Source organism: Lacibacter sp. H375, from assembly GCF_037892425.1.
In the GTDB taxonomy this organism is placed as follows: domain Bacteria; phylum Bacteroidota; class Bacteroidia; order Chitinophagales; family Chitinophagaceae; genus Lacibacter.
Genome location: NZ_JBBKTT010000001.1, coordinates 362,406 through 387,933 on the forward strand (window position 1 = coordinate 362,406; position 25,528 = coordinate 387,933).

General features: G+C 38.0%; 22 protein-coding genes. 17 read left to right on the forward strand and 5 right to left on the reverse strand.

Annotated elements, in window-relative coordinates; genetic code table 11:
- Nucleotides 1-24 precede the first annotated feature (24 nt).
- Genes WG954_RS01575 through WG954_RS01605 form a run of 7 tightly spaced genes read left to right on the forward strand, consistent with a single transcriptional unit; the run spans nt 25 to nt 8,302 of the window.
- On the forward strand, nt 25-2,286 hold the full coding sequence (locus WG954_RS01575; RefSeq protein ID WP_340432940.1) for a glycosyltransferase family 2 protein: 2,262 nt from the start codon (nt 25-27) through the stop codon (nt 2,284-2,286).
- 26 nt (nt 2,287-2,312) lie between these two features.
- On the forward strand, nt 2,313-3,107 hold the full coding sequence (locus WG954_RS01580) for a glycosyltransferase family 2 protein (protein WP_340432943.1): 795 nt from the start codon (nt 2,313-2,315) through the stop codon (nt 3,105-3,107).
- Nucleotides 3,104-3,808 (forward strand): rhamnan synthesis F family protein, encoded by a 705-nt coding sequence (locus tag WG954_RS01585; RefSeq protein ID WP_340432946.1) that lies wholly within the window; start codon nt 3,104-3,106, stop codon nt 3,806-3,808. The genes WG954_RS01580 and WG954_RS01585 overlap by 4 nt, the downstream gene beginning before the upstream one ends.
- Nucleotides 3,798-4,622 (forward strand): hypothetical protein, encoded by an 825-nt coding sequence (locus WG954_RS01590; protein ID WP_340432949.1) that lies wholly within the window; start codon nt 3,798-3,800, stop codon nt 4,620-4,622. Before WG954_RS01585 ends, WG954_RS01590 begins: the two co-directional genes overlap by 11 nt.
- Nucleotides 4,619-6,769, forward strand: coding sequence for a glycosyltransferase (locus WG954_RS01595; protein ID WP_340432951.1), 2,151 nt, complete (start codon nt 4,619-4,621; stop codon nt 6,767-6,769). The genes WG954_RS01590 and WG954_RS01595 overlap by 4 nt, the downstream gene beginning before the upstream one ends.
- A 1-nt stretch (nt 6,770) precedes the next feature.
- Entirely contained in the window at nt 6,771-7,562 is a 792-nt protein-coding gene (locus WG954_RS01600) for an ABC transporter permease (protein ID WP_340432953.1), read from the forward strand.
- A 5-nt stretch (nt 7,563-7,567) separates the two neighbouring features.
- Nucleotides 7,568-8,302 (forward strand): ABC transporter ATP-binding protein, encoded by a 735-nt coding sequence (locus tag WG954_RS01605; RefSeq protein ID WP_340432956.1) that lies wholly within the window; start codon nt 7,568-7,570, stop codon nt 8,300-8,302.
- A gap of 4 nt (nt 8,303-8,306) precedes the next feature.
- On the opposite strand, the gene WG954_RS01610 is transcribed toward WG954_RS01605, so the two are convergent.
- A complete protein-coding gene (locus WG954_RS01610) occupies nt 8,307-9,596 on the reverse strand; it encodes an O-antigen ligase family protein (protein WP_340432959.1) in 1,290 nt (429 codons plus the stop codon).
- Between the two features lie 201 nt (nt 9,597-9,797).
- Between WG954_RS01610 and WG954_RS01615 the strand changes: the two genes are divergently transcribed.
- Together WG954_RS01615 and WG954_RS01620 are read left to right on the forward strand one after the other, a co-directional pair.
- A complete protein-coding gene (locus WG954_RS01615) occupies nt 9,798-10,841 on the forward strand; it encodes a glycosyltransferase family 4 protein (protein ID WP_340432961.1) in 1,044 nt (347 codons plus the stop codon).
- A 27-nt stretch (nt 10,842-10,868) separates the two neighbouring features.
- The gene (locus WG954_RS01620; RefSeq protein WP_340432962.1) at nt 10,869-11,669 is read left to right on the forward strand and encodes an FkbM family methyltransferase; all 801 of its coding nucleotides are present in this window, start codon (nt 10,869-10,871) and stop codon (nt 11,667-11,669) included.
- Nucleotides 11,670-11,682: 13 nt separating this feature from the next.
- On the opposite strand, the gene WG954_RS01625 is transcribed toward WG954_RS01620, so the two are convergent.
- Nucleotides 11,683-12,558, reverse strand: coding sequence for a glycosyltransferase family protein (locus tag WG954_RS01625; protein ID WP_340432964.1), 876 nt, complete (start codon nt 12,556-12,558; stop codon nt 11,683-11,685).
- A 196-nt stretch (nt 12,559-12,754) separates the two neighbouring features.
- Here WG954_RS01625 and WG954_RS01630 point away from each other — a divergent pair, with 196 nt between their 5' ends.
- The 7 genes from WG954_RS01630 to WG954_RS21625 all read left to right on the forward strand — a co-directional run bounded on the left by WG954_RS01630 (nt 12,755) and on the right by WG954_RS21625 (nt 20,692).
- Nucleotides 12,755-14,560 carry an ABC transporter ATP-binding protein gene (locus WG954_RS01630; RefSeq protein ID WP_340432966.1) on the forward strand — a complete coding sequence of 602 codons (1,806 nt, stop codon included), beginning with the start codon at nt 12,755-12,757 and terminating at the stop codon, nt 14,558-14,560.
- Nucleotides 14,561-14,712: 152 nt separating this feature from the next.
- Entirely contained in the window at nt 14,713-15,141 is a 429-nt protein-coding gene (locus WG954_RS01635) for a DUF983 domain-containing protein (RefSeq protein ID WP_340432967.1), read from the forward strand.
- A 262-nt stretch (nt 15,142-15,403) separates the two neighbouring features.
- Complete coding sequence (gene carB, locus WG954_RS01640; RefSeq protein ID WP_340432970.1) at nt 15,404-17,050, forward strand: carbamoyl-phosphate synthase large subunit; 1,647 nt, start codon at nt 15,404-15,406, stop codon at nt 17,048-17,050.
- 112 nt (nt 17,051-17,162) lie between these two features.
- Entirely contained in the window at nt 17,163-18,251 is a 1,089-nt protein-coding gene (locus WG954_RS01645; RefSeq protein WP_340432973.1) for an SGNH/GDSL hydrolase family protein, read from the forward strand.
- A gap of 59 nt (nt 18,252-18,310) precedes the next feature.
- Nucleotides 18,311-20,173, forward strand: a complete 1,863-nt coding sequence (locus WG954_RS01650) for a carbamoyltransferase family protein (protein WP_340432974.1) — start codon at nt 18,311-18,313, stop codon at nt 20,171-20,173.
- Between the two features lie 12 nt (nt 20,174-20,185).
- The gene (locus tag WG954_RS01655) at nt 20,186-20,338 is read left to right on the forward strand and encodes a DUF5989 family protein (RefSeq protein ID WP_340432975.1); all 153 of its coding nucleotides are present in this window, start codon (nt 20,186-20,188) and stop codon (nt 20,336-20,338) included.
- Nucleotides 20,339-20,692, forward strand: coding sequence for an SxtJ family membrane protein (locus tag WG954_RS21625; RefSeq protein ID WP_445298447.1), 354 nt, complete (start codon nt 20,339-20,341; stop codon nt 20,690-20,692).
- 3 nt (nt 20,693-20,695) lie between these two features.
- On the opposite strand, the gene WG954_RS01660 is transcribed toward WG954_RS21625, so the two are convergent.
- Genes WG954_RS01660 through glf form a run of 3 tightly spaced genes read right to left on the reverse strand, consistent with a single transcriptional unit; the run spans nt 20,696 to nt 24,033 of the window.
- Nucleotides 20,696-21,418, reverse strand: a complete 723-nt coding sequence (locus tag WG954_RS01660) for a glycosyltransferase family 2 protein (protein ID WP_340432976.1) — start codon at nt 21,416-21,418, stop codon at nt 20,696-20,698.
- Nucleotides 21,405-22,835, reverse strand: a complete 1,431-nt coding sequence (locus WG954_RS01665) for a hypothetical protein (RefSeq protein ID WP_340432977.1) — start codon at nt 22,833-22,835, stop codon at nt 21,405-21,407. Before WG954_RS01665 ends, WG954_RS01660 begins: the two co-directional genes overlap by 14 nt.
- Nucleotides 22,836-22,884: 49 nt before the next feature.
- The gene (glf, locus tag WG954_RS01670; RefSeq protein ID WP_340432979.1) at nt 22,885-24,033 is read right to left on the reverse strand and encodes a UDP-galactopyranose mutase; all 1,149 of its coding nucleotides are present in this window, start codon (nt 24,031-24,033) and stop codon (nt 22,885-22,887) included.
- A gap of 135 nt (nt 24,034-24,168) precedes the next feature.
- On the opposite strand from glf, the gene WG954_RS01675 reads away from it, so the two are divergent.
- Complete coding sequence (locus WG954_RS01675; RefSeq protein WP_340432981.1) at nt 24,169-25,362, forward strand: carbamoyl phosphate synthase preATP-grasp domain-containing protein; 1,194 nt, start codon at nt 24,169-24,171, stop codon at nt 25,360-25,362.
- Nucleotides 25,363-25,528 lie beyond the last annotated feature (166 nt).

The window sequence follows — 25,528 nt, forward strand, 5'->3', positions numbered from 1 at the left end:
TATAAAATGTAGACTAACGATAATATGTTAAAGAATTCGTATGCCTTAACTCCTGTAAAAGATCTTTCTTTTGATGAGAAAACAAATCTCTTTCACAGTTCGGGTGTTGATCCAATATTCACAATAAACCTAAAAAATAAAAAGCTAAGAGCAGGCTGGTATTGGATATCAATAAAAATATCGCTTAAAAAAGGGTTATTCTTATCTCCTAAGCTATACTTCGATTACGGCAGAGGCTATAATGAGGAAGACAGTTGGCCGCTCAATCGTCCCACAGATGGCATTATTGAAGGATTAGTAAAATTCCCGTTTGATATTTTGCATTTGCGATTCGATCCCAGCATAGCAGATTGTAGTTTTGAACTTAATTACCTCCAATTAACCCCGATTTCAAAAGTTCGTGCTTTCAGTTATGCATTAAAGAATTATCGCAAAATCAATAACCTTAAAAACAGCTATGCTTCTATAATCTCACAACTATTAAAAACATTTGTGAAAGCAGGTGTTCTTGAAGTAAAAGGAAAGATGAAGGATGCTGTAACGATCAAACAAGAAGAAACATACTCTGAATATTATCAATGGTTCAAACACTACGATAATATTTTGGAGGAAGACAAGATAGCAATGCAGCATTTGATAAAAGGCTTTCGGCACAACCCTCTTCTGTCAATTGTAATGCCTGTATACAATGCGCCTGTTTATTTTCTTCGGAAGGCTATCGATTCTGTTTTAGAACAGGTATATCCTAACTGGGAGTTATGCATTGCCGATGATTGTTCAACATTACCGGAAGTAAAGAAAACGCTTAGTGAGTACGCCAAAAAAGATAAACGTATAAAAGTTACTTACCGTACCCAAAATGGTCATATAAGTGAAGCCTCGAATTCCGCCATTGCAATAAGCACAGGAGATTTTATGGTGTTACTTGATCAGGATGATGAATTAAGACCTCACAGTCTTTTCATGATAGCAGATGCTCTGAATAAAAATAAAAACCTGGCGCTTATTTATAGCGATGAGGATAAAATTGATGAAAATGGTTTGAGATACGATCCCTATTTTAAAAGTGACTGGAACCCTGACTTGTTTTCCGGTCAGAATATGATTAACCATCTCGCTGCCTATAAAATGAGCATAATCAAGGAAATAGGTGGGTTTAGAAAAGGGTATGAAGGCAGCCAAGATTATGATCTTGCACTACGATTTATCGAAAGGATAGAAACTCGCCAAATACATCATATCTCTCATATTTTGTATCACTGGCGGGCTATCCCAGGGTCTACAGCTACTGAAACAGCCAGCAAAGGGTATGCCTACAAAGCAGGTCTAAAAGCATTACAAGATCATATTGCACGTACCAATACGAATGCTGTTGCAGAAGAAAACATCAATTTCTCCTACAGAATAAGAAGACAGCTTCCAGAAAAGAAACCATTGGTTTCAATTATAATCCCTACAAAAGACAAGATTGATATTTTAAATACTTGCTTACAGAGCATTTTAAGTAAAACAAGCTATCCCAACTATGAAATTATCATAATTGATAACAATAGTGAAACTGAAGCTGCGCACTACTATTTTAAAAAAATGCAGGAACAGACCCGATCGATTAAAGTTTACAATTATAATAAAGAGTTCAACTTTGCGGCGATAATGAATTATGGCGTCAATTTGGCAAATGGAGAAGTGGTTGTTCTACTCAATAACGATACAGAAGTCATCAATGACGACTGGCTAACAGAAATGACGTCCCACACCTTACGCAAAGAGTGCGGCGCTGTGGGGGCCAAGTTGTACTATCCAGATAATTGCATTCAACATGCTGGGGTGTTCGTATGTGAGGGGCATCCGGGAATTCATGTTTTTTGTAGACAAAACAGAAACGAACCAGGTTACTTCAACAGGCTTCACCTAGTTCAAAACTATATTGCAGTTACTGCCGCCTGCCTTGCAGTAAGGAAAAATCTGTATCTGAAAGCAGGAGGCTTAGACGAAGCAAATCTAAAAGTGGCCTATAACGACGTTGATTTTTGCTTAAAGTTGCATGATATGGGCTATCAAAACGTATGGACTCCATTTGCAGAACTGTATCATTACGAATCATTATCACGGGGCAGCGATTTTGATGAGAAGAATATTGAACGTTTTAAACGGGAACATAGTTATATGCTTAAAAAATGGGATCGTCTAATTAAAAAAGACCCATACTTCAATCTTAATCTTTCATCCGACACTTATAAAATAAAATTTTCATACCCTCCTAAAGTCTTATATCCCTGGCATTAGACCACAAATCATTTTAATTTAACAACATGAATTATACACTAAGTATTGTTTTAATTGCAAAAGATGAAGAAAATTACTTGGAGGAGTTTGTATGCTACCATCATTTGATAGGAGTAGAACATTTTTTTATTTATGATAATGAAAGCAAAATTCCAATAAAAGAAATTCTGAAAAATTATTCAGATATCTGCACCTTCATAGACTATCCTGGCACTGCAATGCAATTCTCGGCCTATACCCATTTTTGTAAAACCCATGGGCACAAAACAAAATGGGCAGCTTTTACTGATACAGATGAATTTGTTGTATTGAGAAATCATGCCAACCTCATTGATTTTCTGCATGAATATAAAGGCTCAGATGCAATTGGTTTAAATTGGGTGTACTTCGGTGACAACTATCATGAAAATAAACCTGTCGGTTTGGTTATAGATAATTTCATTTTATGCCAACCGGGGCAAAATAATCATATTAAGACAATTGCAAAACCCGATAGGATCGAGAGTTTTGGGAATGCTCATTTTATTACAATGAAACCGGGTAGCATTTATACAGACGTGAAAAGAAACAGAATTACAGGCCCGTTTAATGATAATGAAGTAATTGATATTGCTCAGATAAATCATTATTTCTCAAAGTCAAAGGAAGAATGCATAAAAAAATATAGTCGAGAAAGAGTAGATACGGGTACAATATACCCAATATCTGAAGAGACATTAGAATCATGGCGAAATTCATTAAATCAAAGAGAGGATCCATACATAAAGGATAAATATTCATCTCTTGTAAAAGAGATGATCTTGAAAAGAAGGGAAAAATGATTGCAGTATTCTTACATATATATTATAAGGAAAGCATTGCAGAAATTGCCCCGCTTCTTACACCACTTAAGCGAAAAGGAGTAGCATTCTATATTAATCTCACAGCGCCACTATCTGCTGCTGATATAGGCGAACTGGAACTTCCAAATGCTGTTGTAAAAACATCTCCCAACCTGGGTAAAGACATCGGGGGGAAATTTTTGCTGCTGCAGCAGTGGTTATTATTGGGTGCAAAAGAAGACTATCTAATTTTTCTGCATGACAAAAAAAGCCCTCACTCTCCTTTAGCCCATTTTTGGAAATCAGAACTTTTTAAAATAATAGATAGTACCAATATTGAGATTGTTCTAAATCATTTTTTAGCCAATTCGGGAACAGGCATTGTTTGCTCTAAATCATTTATACGCAATGAACATATTTCCGGCAATGAATTTAACACAACAAATAACCTTCGACTGAAAACCTTGATTTCAAAATACAATCTTGCTGTAAATGACTACTCTTTTGTAGCCGGTACTATGTTTTGGTGCAGGGCGTCATCTTACCGAGATTTTTTCATTAAGCACAGCCCTTTATCAATAAGAGCAACTTTGGAATCAGGAAATGTAGATGACTTTCAAAATGGAACAGAAACACACTCATGGGAACGGCTGTTAAGTTGGATATGTACATCAAATAAGAAGAAGATTTATGGCATTTAGCCTAAATAAAATACTAGTTCACTCATCTTTTATTGCACAAGGTGCTGCAGTTATTCCAACTGCTGTGCCATTTTATGAATTTGATCTGAGTTCATCACAAGAAGATCTTACTATAAAACTCTGTTCCGGTAAATCTGAACAAGCTTTTTGCATTTATTTAAAACAAACCCAAGAAACTACACATCCCGAGTCTTTTAATCAAGCTATTCTTTGTTTAACACATCCCTATTATCTTAAAGAAGGTTCCATGTATTTATTACTAGCCGATAACAGCTCACTAAATACGGAAATTAAAGATTACATGAATGCACAGGGGTTTGATTTTCGTTTTTTGATGACAGACGAAAATGACTTAGAAAACTTGTGGTCCATCAAACATACAGCTGAAATTGAGTCTTTAAAACCAGAGTATGAAAAGCGAATTTTATCGCAACATTTTTTAAATAAATGGATCATCATTGAAGAAGCCCTAAATGAAAAAGATCTCTTAAAAATCGTTGAATGCTTAGATAATACCGAAGCTCACTTCAAAGCCAAATTCCCTTTTCTTGAGACGATAGTAATAACAAACAGGACTTTAACACAACAAAACTGTCTTTTGGAAGAAGAGAATAAATACTTAACAAGAGAGTTGGAGCACTACAAGGTCTTTAACCAGCAGCTCAAAGATCAAGATGAAAGTGAAAAGATTTTACACTTTTATCACAAAGAATACGAGCAACTCCCGCTTTGGTACAAACGTTTTGGCCATGTTATAAAAATAATTATGGGTAAACGAAAGTTAAGTTCACTTTATAAAAAGGAAAAAGATTGACGTATTGGCTACTTACAACAGAATTTCCTCCATTTTACGGAGGCGGTATCAGCACTTATTGCTATCATACCGCTTGTATGCTTTCGCAAAAAAAGCATACAGTTTCCGTTTTTGTAGCTGATCCAAGCCTTAACGTTAAGGTTGAGAACGAAAAAAGAAATGACTATCGCATCATTAGATTTAACCCATTTCTAGTTTGCCATCATAAAGAATTAGGTCATCAGGCAAGAATTAACTATGCCTTTGCTTTGTTAGTTGAGGAGTTTCTTCGAAATGAAGGAAACCCTGATTATGTAGAAGCCCAGGATTATTTAGGAATTGGTTATTATGTGCAACAATTTAAACTTCTAAAGTATCCTCTTTTTGAAAATCTATCAATTATTATAACCATTCATTCTCCCGCATTTATATATCTGGAACACAATGAAGTTTCCACCTACAAATACCCCGACTATTGGACATGTGAGATGGAAAAACAAAGTATTATTTCGGCAGATTTACTCATTTCACCTTCAGAGTTTATGGCTACTGAAATAAAGAAATATCTCGTGAATCTGCCGCCGATTCAAGTTATTCCCAATCCATTTGACTATAATTTTCCTGCCGAATTACCTCGAGTTAAAAATAACTCATTCGCATTTCTGGGTAAATTGACCAGGCAAAAAGGGGTTTTTCATTTGTTGCAAACGATGGAGTCGATCTGGAACAAAAGAAAAGAGATAACTCTTACTTTAATTGGAAGTACAGATATAGTGTACCATCCGGAATTAAAAACTGGCGGCGAACTTGTTAGAAGAAAATACAAAAACTTCATAAAAAGTAAGAATTTAATTATTGCAGGTAAGTCTACACAAAAACAAATAGAAGCCCTAATTAAAGGTGCTGAAGCGGTAATTATTCCAAGTATAATTGATAATCTCCCATACGCTGTATTAGAAGCAATGGCACAAGGAAAGCTTGTAATTACTACTACCAGTGGGGGGCAGTCTGAAGTAATAAGAAATGAGATAGACGGCTTTCTTTACAATTATGCCATTGACGGCTCTTTATCGCAGACCATCAAGAAAGTGCAGAATTTAAATGAAAAGGAGTACAAGACAATCTGTACAAACGCAATAAACAGAATCCAGACAAGGTACTCATACGATACTATCTATAGTGAAAAGATAAACACCCTCCAGCAATTTCAACCTGTACCTAAAAGAAATTTCCCCTTTTTATCTCAGGAAAATTATGTACCGATTGAAGTAAAAGATAGTAACGAGTTTCTCAGCGTTGTGATACCATTTTTCAATATGAGTAAAACAATTGATGAAACAATTGAAAGCGTATTGAAAAGCACCTGGCCAAAAACTGAAGTTCTGCTTGTTAATGACGGCAGTACTCAAAAGGAAAGCCTTGACAAGATCGAAAAATATCGGAACCACTCAAAAATAAAAGTAATTGATACTGAAAACAACGGGCTTTCGGCAGCACGTAATACAGGTGCACAATTTGCCAAAGGTTCTTATCTGACATTTCTTGATGCAGACGATAAAGTTGCTCCAACGTATTATGAAAAAGCAATAAGAGTATTGAAAAATTATAATAATGTTTTTTTTGTTGGCGCATGGACACAATACTTCGAAAACAGCACTGCTACGTGGCCCACCATACATCCGTTACCACCACTACTTTTATTTCATAATACCATGAACAGTAGCGCCTTGGTATACAAAAAAGAAAGCTTTCTCTATTCCGGCCTAAACGATTCTGTATTAAAAGATGGGCTTGAAGACTATGAAAGCGTACTTCACCTTGTATCCAATGGATACAATGGAGTAGTGATGCCGGAAATATTGTTTTTCTACAGAGTAAGGAAAGACTCCATGTTCAGAAAACTAAATCACACTAAAAAAAGAAGCGCTCTTGAATACATCATTACAGTTCACTCTGAATTTTACAGTAAGTTTGCGGCCGCAATAATTAAGTTGCAAATTCAAAATGGGCCAGGGTTCTATTATGACAACCCGGCTATAGAATATAAAACAAGATTTACGCTTCACTCTAGTGGGAAAATATTAAAAATTGCAAAAAGATTTGCCGCCCGCTACCCAATATTAAAAAAAACAGGATTAGCTATATACAAGCGTTTAAAAAACAACTAACATGATCAGTTCGATTAAGAAACAAAATTCGGGTTCAAATAAAATTGAACGCATTTGGCTGCTTGCAAAGATTGAATTCAAATTAAGATACTACGAAAATAAGCTGGGGCTTTTTTGGGCATTGTTTAAGCCTCTGATGGATATTTTCTTGTACTATATTATTTTCCAGATAGTAATGAGACAGGATATGCCAGATTTCGCATCCTTCCTGTTTATTGGGCTTATACTTTGGAACTTCTTTTTGGAGTCCACTTCCGGAACCATTCAAATCTTAAAAACCAAAAAGTATTTGTATGAGTACAGCAATATGAACAAACTTGAAATTTACGTTTCAACCATTCTTAGTAATGTTATCGGATTCTTTTTTAATTTGATTATGTTCTTGCTGTTTTACCATTTAATACAAAATGGTAATGGGCTAGCTATGATGAATCTATGGCTAATCCCCTTGTTCATTAATCTATTTATTTTATCTCTTGGTGTATCCCTGATATTGTCTTGCACCTTTATTCTGGCTCATGATATAACACAAATATGGGGAGTTGTATCAAGCTTCATGTTTTTCTTGTCTCCGATTTTCTTTAAACTTATCACTTTCAAAGAAACTCTTCCTGGCTTCGATTACATCAACCCTATTTCTGGAATTGTTATCAACGCAAGAAACGTACTTATGCTCAACAAACTCCCTGATTGGGAACTTTTCATTTTCAATTTCGGTTATGCAATATTTCTATTATTGATAGGCATTCTTTTATTAAACAAATTGGGGTCACAGGCCGCTGAAAAATTATAACCATCATGGAAAACAATATAGCTATTACTGTACGGAATATCAGTAAAACGTTTCACATATCAGAAGACAGCCATAACACGGTAAAACATCGTTTGTTTAATCTGTTTAATCCGCCAAGAACAAAACATATAAAAGCTTTGAAAATGATGTCACTTGAAATAAAAAAAGGTGAATGCATTGGCTTTATTGGCAGAAATGGGTGCGGAAAATCTACTCTTACAAAACTTTTGGCCGGGGTATACAAACCTGATACGGGTTATGTGAAAATAAACGGTTCAACTATGCTTATGAATCTTGGGGTAGGCATGAGTCACGAATTGACTGCACGTGAAAATGTTTATGTATCAGGATCCGTATTGGGCTTAAAAATAAAGGAAGTTGATGCCATTTTTGATGACATTATTGAGTTTGCAGAACTGAAGGAGTTTGTTGATACAAAGATTAAATTCTTTTCATCCGGTATGGTTGCCAGGCTTAGCTTTTCAATTGCCGTTAAAGCCGGTGCCGACATTATGTTTTTGGATGAAGTGTTTGCTGTAGGCGATATGAAGTTCCAGGAAAAAGCCATCAAAGTTTTTGAAAGCTCATGGATCGAAGGCAAAACAGTTGTGCTCGTTAGCCATAGCATGGAGGTTATACAACGCTATTGTAAACGAAGCGGCTACATGAAAAATGGTGAAATGGTTTACTTCGGCGAAACAGAAAAAGCAATTGAATTATACATGGCCGACAATCAATGATCGGCTATGTATTTCTTTTTGTTGCAGCAATTAAAGAAAAGAAAAACCCTGCAAGCATACTGCCAATACTACGGGCAAGATACACTTCAAAGATCATCGAAATAATAAATGCTGTAACCACAAAAAGGTCGAACATGTCTTTTCGTTTTGACACATCAATAAGTGGTAACACTACAAATGTCAACATGAAAAGAAACAGCCCCCCTACTCCAAAGGTAAGTAAGGCATCGAGGTAACTGTTGTGTACATTCTTTTTTGTTTGAATGGCCATGGTGAAATTCCTGGCTTTGTACACTTCGTTCACCGCTTGTATACGATCACCGATACCAACTCCCGTGATCAGGTTTTTTTTCGCTACTTCCCATCCGCAACTCCAAAGAGCAAGACGTGTGTTGGCTCCATTCCATTGTTCTTCGCTCAACTTCATATCATAGTGGCTTTCTGCGGCTGTGCTGCCATACTGATAATTGGTGTAGGTTAACTCCTTAAATCGTTGTACTGTCTTTGGAAAAAATTTGAACAGGATAAATGAACCAATAAACATTCCAAGTATCAAAGTTGTTCCTTCCAGGTACTTGCGTTTCTTAATAATATAATAAACAGCAAATAAAAATATCCCACCATACAGAATGATCATCGCTGATCGGCTGGCCAATAAAAAATGATAGCCAAACAAAACAAAAATAGCCAGGTATAACAGACCAGGTATTTTAATAAAGGATGGCCGTTTGCTTAACAGATAGATCAACCCAACAATTGAAATGTTCACAAGCATTGCCACATAAATGGACTGTAACACAAAATGAATAGTTAAGCTGTCATTATATAAATAACCGCTGTTACCTGTTGTTCTGTATTGAGAGAAGGATAACCCCAGACTTATTAAAGCAGCTGCCGTTGTAACAATGGCAATTGCATAAATGATCCGGTCTTTTAAGACACTATTGATCACCAGGCTGCCAATTGTTAATGGAAATATCAATATAGGCAACCGCATCGACAACTGTGTTGTGGCTTCGCTCTTATCATTCGACCAGAAAAAACTTAAAAGATGCAGCAGATAGTAAAGAAGAAAAAGCAACATGTATGGTTGGGCCTTCAACAACTGAAACTTTTCTTTAAGAGAATTAAAACGGAATGAAACGATGACTATAAACCCTAGGATGATGTTTGTAACAACCGGCATAAGTGGAAGGAACAGGCTACTAAAAAAAAGTAACACGAGAGCATACAACAACTTTTCCACGGTTCGTAGTTGCCTACCCTCTTCATCCAACAATACCAATGCCTTCATAAATAAATTTGTGCGCCAAAATTAACACGTAAAGCGCTCTAAAATTCAACTGCTTTTCTAAACATCACTAATACTTCTTACTGCAGAATGAATTGGATTAAACTGTCGGTTTAACCGTGTATATAGAATTCTTTTATCTTTAGCTGAAAAATCAGACACATCAACCACCCATCAGCCAATATAATTGTTGATTGCGAACGCATGAAGTACCCCAACACGGGCCTCTATTATTTCTGCAAATATTTAAGCGAAGCAATCCTTGAACAAAAGCCTGCAAACCAGAATTCGCCTGCCTTTTATATACGTCCCGCTGAAACAGGGTTTCTTCCGGATGGTACAATTTACTACCCCCAAAAATGGTGGCATAAATTTTATCACCCTATACCTTCAAACTATAAAGTATGGCATGGCACTTACCAGGGAAGTAATTATTATCCAACCGGCAGAAAAGTAAAAAAACTGTTGACTATACATGACCTGAACTTTTTGTATGATAGCAGCAAGGATGCAGAAAAGAAGAAGAAATATTTAGAAAGAACACAGGCAATGATTGATCGTTCCGATAAAATTGCCGTAATCTCAGAATTTACGCACCAGTGTATTCGTGAATATCTTGATCTTTCAAATGTATCTGTGCAAACAATTTATAACGGGTGCAATACACCGGAGGACGACTCTGTTTTTCAAAAACCCGCTTTTATAAATTCGGACAAGCCTTATATTTTTTCAATTGGCACTGTTTTACGAAAGAAAAACTTTCATGTTTTGCCATGCCTGTTAGTTGGTAATGATTATCAACTCATCATTGCCGGCATTAACCAGGATAAAAGCTATGTTGATGAAATACTTGCAGAAGCAAAAAAGCATGGTGTAGAAGACAGGGTTCTCTTGCCCGGCTCTATAACGGAAAATGAAAAATGGTGGTTGCTGAATAATATGTTAGCAATGGCCTTCCCTTCCATTTCAGAAGGCTTTGGATTACCGGTGGTTGAGGCAATGCATTTTGGCAAACCCGTCTTGTTATCAACACATACTTGTCTTCCTGAAATTGGAGCAGATGCTGCTTATTATTTCAATTCATTTGATGCTGAAGATATGCAGCAGACTTTTCAGAATTCGTTGCAACACTTTCACACACATCCTGAAATGGTTAACAAGATAAAAAACAGGTCAGCTTTTTTTAGTTGGGATAAAGCTGCCAAACAATACTGGCAGTTGTATGAACAGCTGTTGCAGAATAAATAGTTCTCCTTCATCCAGAAAATTAATCTTATGCCTGCGAAAGGATTTAAACGATACATCGAGTTATTCAAACATATTCAAAACCCTTTTGAATATGTTTTCCATAAAAATGAAAGGTTCAAGCGATCATTGATCTTTACAACAAAGCCGAACAAGATTAAATTTAACGTAGCACTGCCTTTATACCAGGTATTTAAAGAAATATTTCTTGAAGATGTTTACAACATTAAAGCCGTTGTTAATCAAATACCGCAGAAACCAGTGATCATTGATATTGGTGCGAATGCCGGTTTTTTTGATGTGTTGATCCTGTCAAAAATAAAAGATGCAAAAATATTTGCGTATGAACCAATTCCCAGAAATACGCAGCAAATAAAAACGGTACTCGATGCAAACCCAATCATAAAAAATAATGTGATCGTTCACCAGGTGGCCGTAACGGGAACTGCAAGTGGAAAAATTGATCTCTACATTGAATCCGAAAACGATAACAGCGTTATCGCCAGTATTTTTTCAGACTTTAATTCAAGTAATGCAAAAAAAATATCTGTTGATACAATTACATTAACGGATATATTTTTGAAGAATGGACTTACTGAAGTAGATATTATGAAAGTTGATTGCGAAGGAAGTGAATATGATATTTTTTATAACACCGATCCTGCTTTAATTCGTCGTGCAAAAATGTTACTGCTGGAAGTTCATGACCTGGATGATGACAAGAACAATATAACTGCTATGCATAAATTTCTTGAAGGTATTGGCTATGATGTAACACATGAGCCGATTAACAACTTTTGCCATGCAGTTGAAGCTGTCTTGAAAAAATAGTGAACAGTGTTACTTATACTTTTATTTTCTTAAAATTCCTGAAATCAAATAGCCTGTACCCTGTCTTTTTTTCAACCCAGTATAACAGCCAGTTCTTCAACGTAAACTTCTTTTGATTTACATCAAGTTCTACATCCCAGTTTTTTGAGGCGATGCGTTGTTGCATAACAGTTGGATGGGTACCGGTGAATTTCCGCAACGAATCAAATTGACTGAAATCAAAATGATCTGCTTTTACAGGTGCAACCTCAATCGATTTATCATCATGGTAAAACCTTGCAGTAATTTTTTGTTTCTGCCGCATCTGTTCCGGGCTTTTTACCCAGCCATAATGATACACTTCAGCAGCAACGGGTACTACATTCAATTTCACTTCGCCTTTTCTGAAACCCTGCGCATCTTTATATGAGCTTATAGAAGGATCGTTACGGATAATTCTAACTTCATGTCTGTACCATTTTCGGCTATCACCCACATAATCGTAAGTGCCATAAAAGTGCAGGTATTGAAATAACAATCCTTCTACACGTTTATCAGCTTTGTAACGTTCTGCTGTTTGCCTGATGACTGGATGATATTTTTCATGGATTACTTCATCGGCCTGTATATAAAAGATCCAATCGGTATCGGGTGACACATGGCTTTTCACTTTATCGGTTTCAAGTGCATATACCCTTCCGCCTTCACGCAGGTTCATATCCCAGGTGGAGTAAACGATCTTCAACTTATCCGATTTTATAGATCGAATGAGTCCATCGGTATCATCATCGCCTTTATCAATACTTACGATCATTTCATCTACCACCGGCAATATAGAAGAGATGGCTTCCACAACGGGAAAGTCATTCAACACTGCATTACGTACGATGGTTATACCGGTAATTTTCATGTGCCCAAAGAACCGATTTTTTTTAATACAAAGTAAAAACCGGTGACTGTTCGTCATGCACTTATGCTGGTGGATATTGGCAGGTTACTGCTGAAAGATGCCAGTAGTCTGCAATTAGCGGCCGGGTTTCCTGCAAACTTGTCTTATTTTTAAAGATGGTTCAAACTTTGACCCTTCCTAACCTTTTACATTTATTATGAAACTGCTTTTAAAATATTTAGCGCCTTACAAAGGCCTAATCTCACTAACGATGGTACTGGCTGCCATCAATATTGGTTTTTCACTAATCGACCCTATTTTGTTTGGTAAGCTGATTAATTTAGCTAACCAGCACCAGGGAATTGAAAAACCACCTACACATAATTTTGATTGGGACCGTTTCTTCTATTCTTTCAGCTGGAAAGAACCGGGAGTACTTTTTGTACTCACGATGTCAATCTCTGTTGCAATGGTGAGTCGCATTGCCAAAGCCTTCCAGGATTATTTTCAAAACCTCACTACACAAAAATTCGGGACAAAGGTTTTTACCGATGGTTTGAAGCATGCGATGAAATTGCCTTACCAGGATTTTGAAGATCAGCGTAGTGGTGAAACACTTTCTATCTTAACCAAAGTGAGAACAGATACAGAAAAGTTTGTGTCAGCATTCATCAACATTCTCTTTCCTGTAATTATCGGTATTGTGATCGTATCAGTTTATGCATCATCTATTCATTGGTCGTTACCGTTTATTTATTTCGGCGGGATTATCTTACTCGTTATTATTTCAAACGCACTCAGCAAAAAAGTAAAAGCCGTACAGAAAACCATCGTGGCACAAACAACACAATTAGCTGGTGCCACCACTGAATCGCTCCGCAATATTGAGTTGGTAAAAAGTTTGGGATTAACTGAACAGGAAGTAACACGTTTAAATAAAAACACGTTCAAGATACTTGGGTTAGAATTGACCAAAGTAAAACGCATCCGCAGTATCAGCTTTGTGCAAGGAACTTTTGTAAACACACTGCGCCAGGTAATTTTATTTATGCTGATGTGGACGATCTTTCACGGACGAATGGATGCGGGGCAGTTAGTAACTATGCAGATATTTTCCTTCTTTGTGTTTGGGCCATTACAGGAAATTGGTAATATTCTTCTCTCTTATCGTGAAGCCGAAGCTAGTATCACCAACTTTCATATACTTATGGAAAAGAAACCGGAAGCAACACCGGTTAATCCCATGCACCTTGGAAAGATTGACACACTCTCATTTAACAAAGTTTCGTTTAAACATCAAACAGCTGGACAAAACGCCATTACTGATATCAACTTTAATGTAAAGGTTGGCGAAACGGTTGCGTTTGTTGGTCCATCGGGTTCTGGTAAAACAACATTGATGAAATTGTTGGTAGGATTATACCGTCCACAGCAGGGAAATATTTTATACAATGGGAAAGATGAAAACTCAATCAACTTTGAAGACCTGCGTAACCAGATCGGTTTCGTAACACAGGACACACAGCTGTTCAGCGGTACCATTAAAGAGAACCTGATGTTTGTGAATCCTACTGCAACCGATGAAGAGTTAACGGATGCACTGCACAAAGCAAGTTGTCAGCGTTTGTTGGCCCGTGCAGAAAAAGGTTTGGATACAATGATCGGTGAAGGTGGATTAAAATTAAGTGGTGGAGAAAAACAACGTCTGTCCATTGCACGTGCCCTGCTGCGTAAACCACGCCTGCTCATTTTCGATGAAGCCACTTCTGCACTTGATTCTATTACTGAAGAAGAGATCACCTCAACTATTCGTGATATTTCTGCGGGTGAAAACCAGATCACTATTTTAATTGCACACAGGTTGAGCACCATTATGCATGCTGATCGTATTTATGTATTGGAAGGCGGCGATGTGGTTGAAACCGGAAATCATCAGCAATTGCTGGAAGAAAAAGGTTTGTATTATGCCATGTGGCGTCAGCAAATTGGTGAACGCAAAAAGTTAGTTGCAACAACAGCTTAACGGTAATGTCTGCCAACCTTTTTTGAAACTACCAGCAATTTTATATTTGCTAAGTAAGTTCGGCATCTAATTTACTGTGATAAATTACTTAAAGGTGTCTTTTGTCACACGCAGTAAATAATCAAGGGTTAACTTTGCGAAAATTTTAAAGCATGTCTGCCTCCAAGCCCAAGCCGAATTATTTATGGAGTATGTTTTCAATGCATTGTCCACGATGCCGAAGAGGTAAACTGTTTAAAGATTACAGTGCGTACAATTTCAAACACACGTTCGATATGCACGACGAATGCCCCGTATGCAAACAAAAATTTGATATGGAACCAGGCTTCTGGTACGGAACCGGTTATGTGAGCTATGCCTTAACAGTTGCTATTTCTGTGGCAACATTTGTGGCCTGGTGGGTGTTAGTTGGGGTATCGTTCAGCGATAACCGTGTGTTCTGGTGGTTGGGTTTAAATTCTGTATTCTTATTGATCTTACAACCTTGGCTGATGAGGCTTAGCAGGGCCATGTATCTCTACTTTTTTGTGCGGTATAATGAAGACTATGAAACATCGGAACCGCATAGGTTTGATTACTGATGTATGTCTGAACCATGATTCTTAGGATTTGTGAGACGTATGGGATTTACGCTCAACAACGATGATATATTGTTAATCTATTAATCAACCCAAATCCCGGTTCAGACAATTGCAACATGGCATTTCCGAACGTACAAGAGTGCGACGCAACTGGCGTTGAACAGCATTCCTAACGACCGTTACCAAAAAACCTTGAAAATCGGTTGAAAATTCACGCTCAGGTTAACGCTCAATCCAATACTTTTGCAGCCAAATTCTCCCCATGCCAAAAGATAAATCGATAACCAGTGTGCTGATCGTAGGCAGCGGCCCCATTGTGATTGGCCAGGCCTGTGAGTTTGATTATTCGGGTTCGCAAGCAGCCCGTAGTTTACGTGAAGAAGGAATTGAAGTAATTCTCATCAACAGCAACCCTGCCACCATCATGACCGACCCAATGATGGCCGACAAAGTGTACCTGTTGCCCCTCACTATTGAAAGTATTGAAGAAATACTGGAAGAAAATCCACAAATAACTGCTGTGTTGCCAACGATGGGTGGGCAAACAGCCCTCAACCTTTGTAAGGAAGCAGATGAGCTGGGTATTTGGGAAAAATACAATGTGAAAATGATCGGGGTTGATGTTAAGGCAATCGATACAGCTGAAGACAGGGAAAAATTCCGTCAGCTGATGATCGATATTGGAATTGGTGTTGCGCCAAGCCGTGTTGCCAACTCTTTGTTAGAAGGAAAAGAATTTGCTCAGGAGATCGGTATTCCTTTGGTGATTCGTCCATCGTTTACACTTGGTGGTACCGGTGGTGGTATCGTTATGCATAAGGATGAATTGGACGCAGCACTCGACAGAGGTTTGAAAGCAAGCCCGATGCATGAAGTCTTGGTGGAAAAGGCATTGCTCGGTTGGAAAGAGTTTGAATTGGAACTGCTGCGTGATAAGAACGATAATGTGGTGATCATTTGTACGGTTGAGAACTTCGATCCGATGGGTGTGCATACCGGTGACAGTATTACAGTTGCTCCGGCCATGACATTGAGCGATACTGCTTTCCAGAACATGCGTAACATGGCAATCAAAATGATGCGTAGCCTTGGCAACTTCGCCGGTGGTTGTAACGTGCAGTTTGCTTTGAATCCCGAAAATGAAGACATTATTTCGGTTGAGATCAATCCACGTGTGAGTCGTTCATCAGCGTTGGCAAGTAAAGCAACGGGTTATCCTATTGCAAAAATTGCTGCAAAACTGGCCATTGGTTATACATTGGATGAGTTGAAGAACCAGATCACTCAAACAACATCTGCTTACTTTGAACCGGCCCTTGACTATGTAATTGTGAAGATGCCACGTTGGAACTTCGACAAGTTCAAAGGTGCTGATGATCGTTTAGGTTTACAGATGAAGAGTGTGGGTGAAGTAATGGCCATTGGCAGAAGCTTTACTGAAGCTGTTCAGAAAGCCTGTCAGAGTTTGGAGAACAACGCTGTTGGCTTGGGTTACTATGGCCAAAGTGTAAAACATGCTGAAGAGCTGATCGAATATATTAAGGTGCCGAAATGGGATCGCATCTTCCGCATTAAAGATGCGTTGATGGCGGGTGTGAGTGTGAAGACGATCGTAGAAGCAACTAAGATCGACCGTTGGTTCATTTACCAGATCCAGGATATTGTGAACATGGAGAAAGAATTGATGAAGCATGATATGCAATCGCTCACAAAAGAATTACTGACTGAAGCAAAACGTATGGGCTTTGGTGATGAGCAGATCTGCAGAATTATGAAAGAAGATGCCAGTGAAGACGAACTCTACGAAAAACGTAAGGCCTGGGGCATTACCCGTGTGTACAAAATGGTAGATACCTGCAGTGCTGAGTTTGAAGCGAAGACGCCGTATTTCTATAGTACGTTTGAGTAAAACAAGAATATTGAAGATAGAATTTAGAAGAAGCATTGATTGATCGTCAATGCTTCTTTCTTTTTCATGCATCACAACACTTCATCGGAAACGTTTTTTATCTTACATCGCCATGATCAAAAACCTGAAAGCATTATTGTTTGGTTTACTTGTTGCACTAGTGCTATGCGAAATTGTATTGCGTATTTATAACCCGTTCACCAATTTCACCAAGCAGGGGAAATTAGTACTACCAGCAAGTCAGCAAACATTATTCGATAACCAATGGATCAAACAACTGGATGCAAAAATCAATTACAGTCGCAATGCATTGGGTTTCCGTGGACCAATGCCAACAGATAGCATTTCAAAACTCAATTCCATTATTACGGTTGGTGGAAGTACAACAGAGTGTCGCTTTTTGAGCGACAGTACCACATGGCCTTTTTTGTTGGGTGAAGAACTGAAAGATTCGATTCCAAATCTGTGGGTGAACAATGCAGGCATTGATGGTCATTCAACATTTGGCCATTTGTTGTTGCTGAAGGAATACATCATTAAACTGAAGCCGAAGTATGTGGTGTTGCTTACAGGTGTAAATGATGTGGAAACAGAAAAGCCTGAAAGCTTTGATGTGATGAATGAAAACAAATTGCAGTATAGTTCCGTAAAAGCGTTCTTTAAATCATTACTCAACAAAACAGAAATTGGTGCCACAGTTTTTCAACTATACAATATTCGCTCTGCCTATAAAAAAGGATTGATCCATAAGGAAGTTAATTACAACCAACTGAAGGATACAACTTACACGCCTGCATATATCCAAGAATCAATCAGCAAGCAGAAAAACTACCTCCATGGCTATCAGTCAAGGTTACAGGAGATTGTCAATATTTGTGAAGCAAATAGTATAAAACCAATCCTGCTTACGCAACCATCTTTGTATGGAGCTTTTACTGATAGCATAAGCGGTGTTCGTATGGATTTGAAATTTCATGAAAGTAATCCCGGTAAAAACAATTTGTTGCAAGAACAGGTGTTGGAGGAATACAACAATGTGGTTCGTTCGTTTAGCGCACAGGCAACAGTTATTGACCTGGCGAAACTGATGCCGAAGAATACTGCTTACTACTACGACTTTATTCATTTCAATAAACAAGGAGCCGCTAAGGTAGCAGAGATATTAGCAACCTCTTTGCAACAAACACTTCAACAGCATTAACAATCTCAGCAGATCCCCCTTCGTCGGGATGACAAGTAGAAATCATTTATTTTGCACCCATGTACATTCTCGGCATTTCAGCTTTCTATCATGATTCAGCAGCAGCCATCATTAAAGATGGAGAGATCATCGCTGCTGCACAGGAAGAACGGTTCAGCCGGAAGAAGCATGATGCCGGGTTTCCATCAAAAGCTGTTGAGTATTGTTTAAAAGAATCAGGCATTTCAATCGATCAACTTGAAGCAGTCGTGTTCTACGATAAACCATTGCTGAAATTTGAGCGCTTGCTTGAAACCTATTATGCATTTGCACCAAAAGGTTTTGCTTCTTTCCTTATGGCCATGCCGGTTTGGTTGAATGAAAAACTGTTTCTGAAAAAGATGATCCGTGATGAATTGAAGAAAATTCAACTCTACGATAAAAAGAAACTGAAACTGTTGTTCCCGGAGCATCATCTCAGCCATGCAGCATCTGCATTTTACCCATCGCCTTTTGAAGAAGCGGCGATAGTAACCATTGATGGGGTTGGCGAATGGGCCACCACAACCATCTGCAAAGGAAAAGGCAAAGAGATTGAAATACTAAAGCAACTCAACTTCCCCCACTCTGTTGGTTTGTTATACTCTGCGTTTACATACTACTTAGGTTTTAAAGTAAACAGCGGTGAATATAAATTGATGGGATTAGCTCCATACGGCGATCCGTCATCTGAACAAACAAAGCAGTTTGTTTCGATCATAAAGGAAAAGCTGGTAAAAATTTATGATGATGGTTCTATTTATTTAGATCAGCAGTATTTCAACTATTCAGTTGGGTTACGAATGGTAAAAGATAAAAAGTTTGAAGCCTTGTTTAGCTTTAAACGTAGAAGTGAAGAAGAGGAATTAACTCAACAACATTGTAATCTTGCTTTGGCCATTCAACAGGTAACAGAAGAAATTGTATTGAAACTGGCAGCACATGCAAAATCATTAACAGGTTTAAACAATATCTGTTTATCGGGTGGCGTAGCACTGAACTGTGTAGCAAATGGTAAGCTGCAGAATTCAAATCTGTTTGAGAACATTTTTATTCAACCCGCAAGTGGCGATGCAGGCGGTGCAGTTGGTTCGGCCTTAGCAGCCCATCATATTTATTTTGAGAAAGAACGCATTGTCAGCTCAGCAATGGATGCGATGAAAGGTTCCTATCTCGGCCCCTCTTTTTCTGCTGATGAAATTGAATCAACTATTCAACAATACAAAGCAGTTGCAACAACATTCAATAACAGAAATGAATTAAACCAAAAAGTTTCAGCACACATTAATGAAGGGAATGTAGTTGGCTGGTTCCAGGGACGAATGGAGTTTGGTCCAAGAGCATTGGGTAACAGAAGTATTATTGCTGATCCACGCAACCCGGAGATGCAGAAAAAACTCAACCTGAAGATAAAATACAGAGAAGGTTTTCGTCCCTTCGCTCCTGCTGTGCTTGCAGAAGATGTACAGGATTATTTTGACTTAGATACGTCATCACCTTACATGTTGTTAGTACAACCGTTGAAGAAAACATTACAGCATACTGTTCCCGATAATTATCATCAACTCAGCTTAACAGACAAATTGTATTTCCAACGCAGCAGTTTGCCCGCCGTTACGCATATCGATTATTCGGCCCGTGTTCAAACAGTACATCAGAAAACTAATGCTGCTTTTCATTCGCTCATCACAGCATTCAAACAACAAACCGGTTGTGCCGTATTGATCAACACAAGCTTTAATGTACGTGGCGAACCCGTTGTATGCACACCACAGGAAGCTTATCAATGTTTCATGCGTACAGAAATGGATTATCTTGTTATTGAAAATTACCTGTTCAGCAAACAGGAGCAACCTGAGTGGAAAGAAAAAGATGATTGGAAGAAAAACCTCCAGGCTGATTAACTTTGTAAAACTATGATGGAGTTTTTAAAAGACATGTGGTCCTTTTTGAAAGAGCGTAAGAAATGGTGGTTAGCCCCCATCATTATTGTTATGCTGGTGCTTGGCGTGTTACTTATTTTCGGTGGCAGTACATCGGTTGCACCATTTATTTACTCCTTGTTTTAAATGAGGTGGCAAGCTAAACATACTTCGCTGGTTGTAATAGCCGCAGGCTTTTTCTTATTTTATTTACAATTTAATAAGCTATGGTTGCTCGGACCGGTTATTCTTTCTGCCATTGGTTTTGCAATAGCTCCCTTGGGCGAATTTATTCACCGAGGTTGGATGAAACTGGCAAAAGTATTGGGCTATATAAACAGCCGAGTGTTGCTTTTTTTGATTTTCTATGTAATACTTACACCTCTTGCATTAATACAGAGACTGTGTCAATCAAAAAAAATAACTGAAAGATTGAAGAAAAACAGATTTCTTACCCGAAACCATATGTTTGCAAAAGACGATTTTATAAAACCATGGTAGTACTTATTTGCCAGAGAAAAATCTTAGTTTAATTAAGCAAATAAACGTATTGAATCCCCCTTTTAGCATTACATATGAAAAGCCAGTAATACTTCGTTTTTTTCTGAACACCTGGTTAACTGAAATATTTGTCACACGCTGACCAGCTTGGATAAATAAAGCACTCAACAAAACATTAGGAGCAAAACAATTTGTTGGAATTTTTGGAAGAAAAGAATGAACCGATGTTAATCGCATCAAACGATATGGACAATTACAATCGTTAATCCCTTTACCAAACAAACTCCTTATCATCAAAAATGAAACTTTAGAAAGCAGTATTCTGAATACACCTTGTTTATTTTCTGCAAAACGTTGACCTAGTAACAAGTCGTACTGTTGTCTACTATTCCAAAATAGTTTAAACCGATGATGATCAAGCTCGTGATCTGAATCGACTTGGAAAATCCATTCAGCATTTTTAGCCTCGCTATAAGCCTTTATTAGAGTTGATCCATGACCGCTATTTTGCTTTTCGACAATTTCAATTTCAGAATATTGGTCTGCGTATTCCTTTATTCTGGACTTAGATTCATCTGTCGAACCATCGTTATAGAAACGAATAACAAAATCAATATCCAATGTTTTCAGCAGCATTACCCAGTCTGTAATAAAACCAGGCAGATTAGCGGCTTCATTGTAAACAGGTGTCACAAGAAGCAGGTCAAGGTGTTTAGTTTGCGTCATTAATTTTACGTTTGAAAAGAATAAAATTATCTTTTTGATATAATTCTGTATAGTTCTTTTTAAGATAATCTTCCCACTGTTCTTGAAAATCTTTTTTATCTACAGGTTGTAATTTGTAGAAATCGAGAACATAAGTTGTTCGATACCTATCCAAGCCTGCAATAATTTCTTTAATAACTCTTCCATCAGTATCAAAATTTATCAGATGCTGACGGTATTGCGTTGTATATATCCATTTTGTTGGCGAGAGTACGTTCAAGTTATTATTCAGAGCAAGAAACGGAGTACTACCCATTACATATAATTGCCCATCCTTATTTCGGATCTTTTGCAATTCCTTTGTAAGATCCTCGACCTGTAAACCAATATCCGAATGTTTTCGCTTTATGATATTATGGAACGAGTTCTTCCACATTACAAAGAACAATCCTGCAGCAAATGTAAATGACAAGGGACTAAGATATCGTTTCGAAAAAAAAGGTTGCCATTCTTTAAAAACAATAATTGCTGACACTGTAACAATTGCACTAACAGTTAATAGATAATGGAAAGCAGCAAAATGATCAAAAATCCTACCTGCAAATGTTTTAGAAATCAATGCAAATAATATTGTAAAAAATGATGTAACGTGAAGTGAGACATTTGTGGCTCGGATTATATAATAACCATGAATGATTAACAATGGAAATACAAGAAACAGGTATCTTGAATGAAATAAAATTTGGAATGCTGCTGTGACTTTATACAGTATCGGCCTTCGGCTCTCATAAACAAGAAGGTTAAACAGATAGCTTTGTTCCCAATAATCTGCTAAAGCTCCATTTACAGCAATCCACAATAAAAGTGGAATAGTCAATAAAGAAAACCCGATAATCATCATCCCAATTCGCTTCAATATAAGTTGCACTGGATTTCGGGATCCTTGCTTTGTCTGATTAAACAAGTGATACATTACAAACGGAAATGCTAACAGCAGTTCTTCCTGTTGCATGTGAAATATTAACGCACAAATAAAACCAGTAAGTATATATTTTTCCCCTTGATTAAGCAGAATAACGGAAAACAAAATAGCAAGGAAGCAGGCTGTATACTCTCTGGTGAGTGTTCCGGATATTAAAATGAAAGGGGGCAGCAAACAAATAAGAAAAATGAGTGGGAAAAGCCACACATTTACAAGCAACATTTTTTGACCTGTCTTGTATAAAAAAAGTGATGCAACCCATTTTGACAGAACCCCTAAACCAAAATATCCCCATGCTTTCAAAGGCCATGCAAGCGACAATAGTAAAAAAATTAGCGGAGGTTTGTGATCAAAAAAAGTTTTATACGGAATTTGTCCCTTCCATATACTCATGGCACCATAAATGAACACTTGTTTATCCGGACCAACATTTCCAAATGGCGGAGCATAAGGCATACTCAACACAATTGTGACTAATAACAGTAAAATGGATACAAGCGTGAATCTATTCACTAGTTTGTAATTTATTTAGTTGATCATCAAAAATTTCCAACGCCCGGTTTATAGTTTCGTGCATATCATAATACTTGTAGTCGCCCAACCGGCCTGCCACTATAAGATTTTTTTCCTGCCCGGCTAATTTTCTATACTCTTTAGCGAGTATTGTATTGTTTGCATCGGGAATGGGATAAAAAGGTTCATTCCCATCATCGGCCTTTGAATACTCTGTAAATACAAGTGTTCTTTCTATTGTGTAACTACGCTCAGGATGTAGATGTCTTGGTTCGTGCTGTCTTGTAAAAGGAACGGAACTATCTGCGAAGTTCATTACACTCGTTCCTTGATAATCTTCAACATCAAATATCTGTTTCTCAAATTGCAGCGTACGCCAATTCAGTTTACCCAGTGAATAATTAAAATAACGATCGAGTGGTCCGCTGTAAACAATTGTTGCATCAACTGCAAGCTGGCCTTTCACATCAAAAAAATCAGTATTCAATCGCACATCAATCAAAGGATCACTCAACAGCTTTTCAAAAATGGCTGTATATCCTTTCGATGGTATGCCTTGATATGTTGAGAAATAATAATTCTCATCATAATTTTTCCTGAAAGGAAGCCTGCTTAAAAGCTCTGCCGGGAGTTTCGCAGGGTCAGTTTGCCATTGCTTGGCTGAATATCCTTTTATAAAAGCCTCATATAACTGTCTTCCTACAAGGCTGATCGCTTTTGCTTCGAATGAAGAGGTATCGCTTATCTTTTCCTTGGCTGCCTGTTGTTGTAAAAATTCTGCAACCTCAAATGGCTTTAACGACAAGGAAAAAAAGCTATTGATCGTTTCAAGGTTTATTGGCAACTGGTACACCTTACCTTCATGCGTAGTAAGTACCTGATGCCGGTATTGATTAAAGGAAGTGAACTGGTTGATATAGTTCCATACCCGTTCGTTGGAAGTATGGAAAATATGTGTGCCGTATTTGTGAAATTCGATCCCGGTTTCCGGGTCAATTTCCGAATAACAATTTCCTCCAATATGTGCCCTCCTTTCCAGCACAAGCACCGGTTTTTTTAAAACAGAGGCAATTCGTTCCGCCAGAACCGAGCCGAGGAAACCGCTTCCGGCAATAACATATTTATAGTCAGATAACTGCATCCGTACAAATATAGGGTCTGTATTTTTTCTAATTGCGGCTGGTTGTAACTAAACAAATCACTGTTAGTTGTGTACTTAGATAAAGTGCAAAAAAATCCCTCAAAATTTTTCCTGTAACCGTACATTTGCACCGCAATGGCAAATACGATCCTTCACAACGAATCCATTCCATCTCAACGTAAAAAAATTATTGTTCTCGGCAGTGGCCCCAACCGCATTGGTCAGGGTATCGAGTTCGACTACTGCTGTGTTCATGGTCTGCTCGCCATTAAAGAATGTGGCTACGAGGCGATCATGGTGAACTGTAACCCCGAAACGGTTAGTACCGACTTCGATATGGCCGATAAGCTGTATTTCGAACCGGTTTACTGGGAACATCTCTGGGAAATTATTGAGCTGGAAAAACCATACGGTGTAATTGTACAACTGGGCGGACAAACTGCCCTCAAGCTGGCAAAACGTCTGCACGAAAGAGGTATCCGCATCATCGGTTCTTCGTTCGACAGTATGGATATTGCCGAAGACCGTGGCCGTTTCAGCGATTTATTGAAAGAACTGGAAATTCCTTACCCAAAATATGGCACAGCTTATACCACCGACGATGCCATTGAAGTAGCAAAAACAGTTGGTTACCCAGTGTTGGTTCGTCCCAGCTATGTGTTGGGCGGACAAAGGATGCGTATCGTTATCAACGAAACCGAACTGGAAAGTGCAGTATTGAGCCTCATCAAACATTTGCCCGGCAACAAGATTCTTATCGATCATTTCCTCGATCGCTGCCAGGAAGCGGAGATCGATGCGATTTATGATGGTGAGAATTTTCATATAATGGGTGTTATGGAACATATTGAACCTGCGGGTATTCACAGTGGCGATAGTCATGCAGTATTACCTGAGTTCAACCTCACACCATTGGTGGTTGCAACCATGGAAGAATATGCAAAGAAAATTGCGAAAGCATTGAAAATACAAGGTCTCATCAACATCCAGTTTGCCATTAAAGATGGTAAAGTATTTGTGATCGAAGCCAATCCACGTGCAAGTCGCACTACCCCGTTTATTGCAAAGGCATACCAAATACCTTATCTCAACATTGCAACTAAAGTAATGATGGGAGTAAATAAACTCACCGACTTTACATTTGAGAAAAAACTAACCGGTTATGCTATCAAAGAGCCGGTGTTCAGCTTCAGCAAATTCCCGAATGTAAACAAGGAGCTCGGCCCTGAAATGAAGAGTACCGGTGAGGCCATCCGCTTTATTAAAAACCTTCGTGATCCTTACTTCCGCCAGTTGTATAAAGACAGAAGTATGTATCTCAGTAAATAAATTTCAAACTCCGCACTTGTTGCGGAGTTTTTTTATAGTTGCCAGGAAGGCGGAAAGACGAAAAGAAAACTTCCCGTCTTTCCGGCTAAGTATTTTTTGTTACAGGCACTTGCTTTTCACGGCATCAACTGTTGCGTCGCACTCTTGTACTGCATTGCAGAGTGGG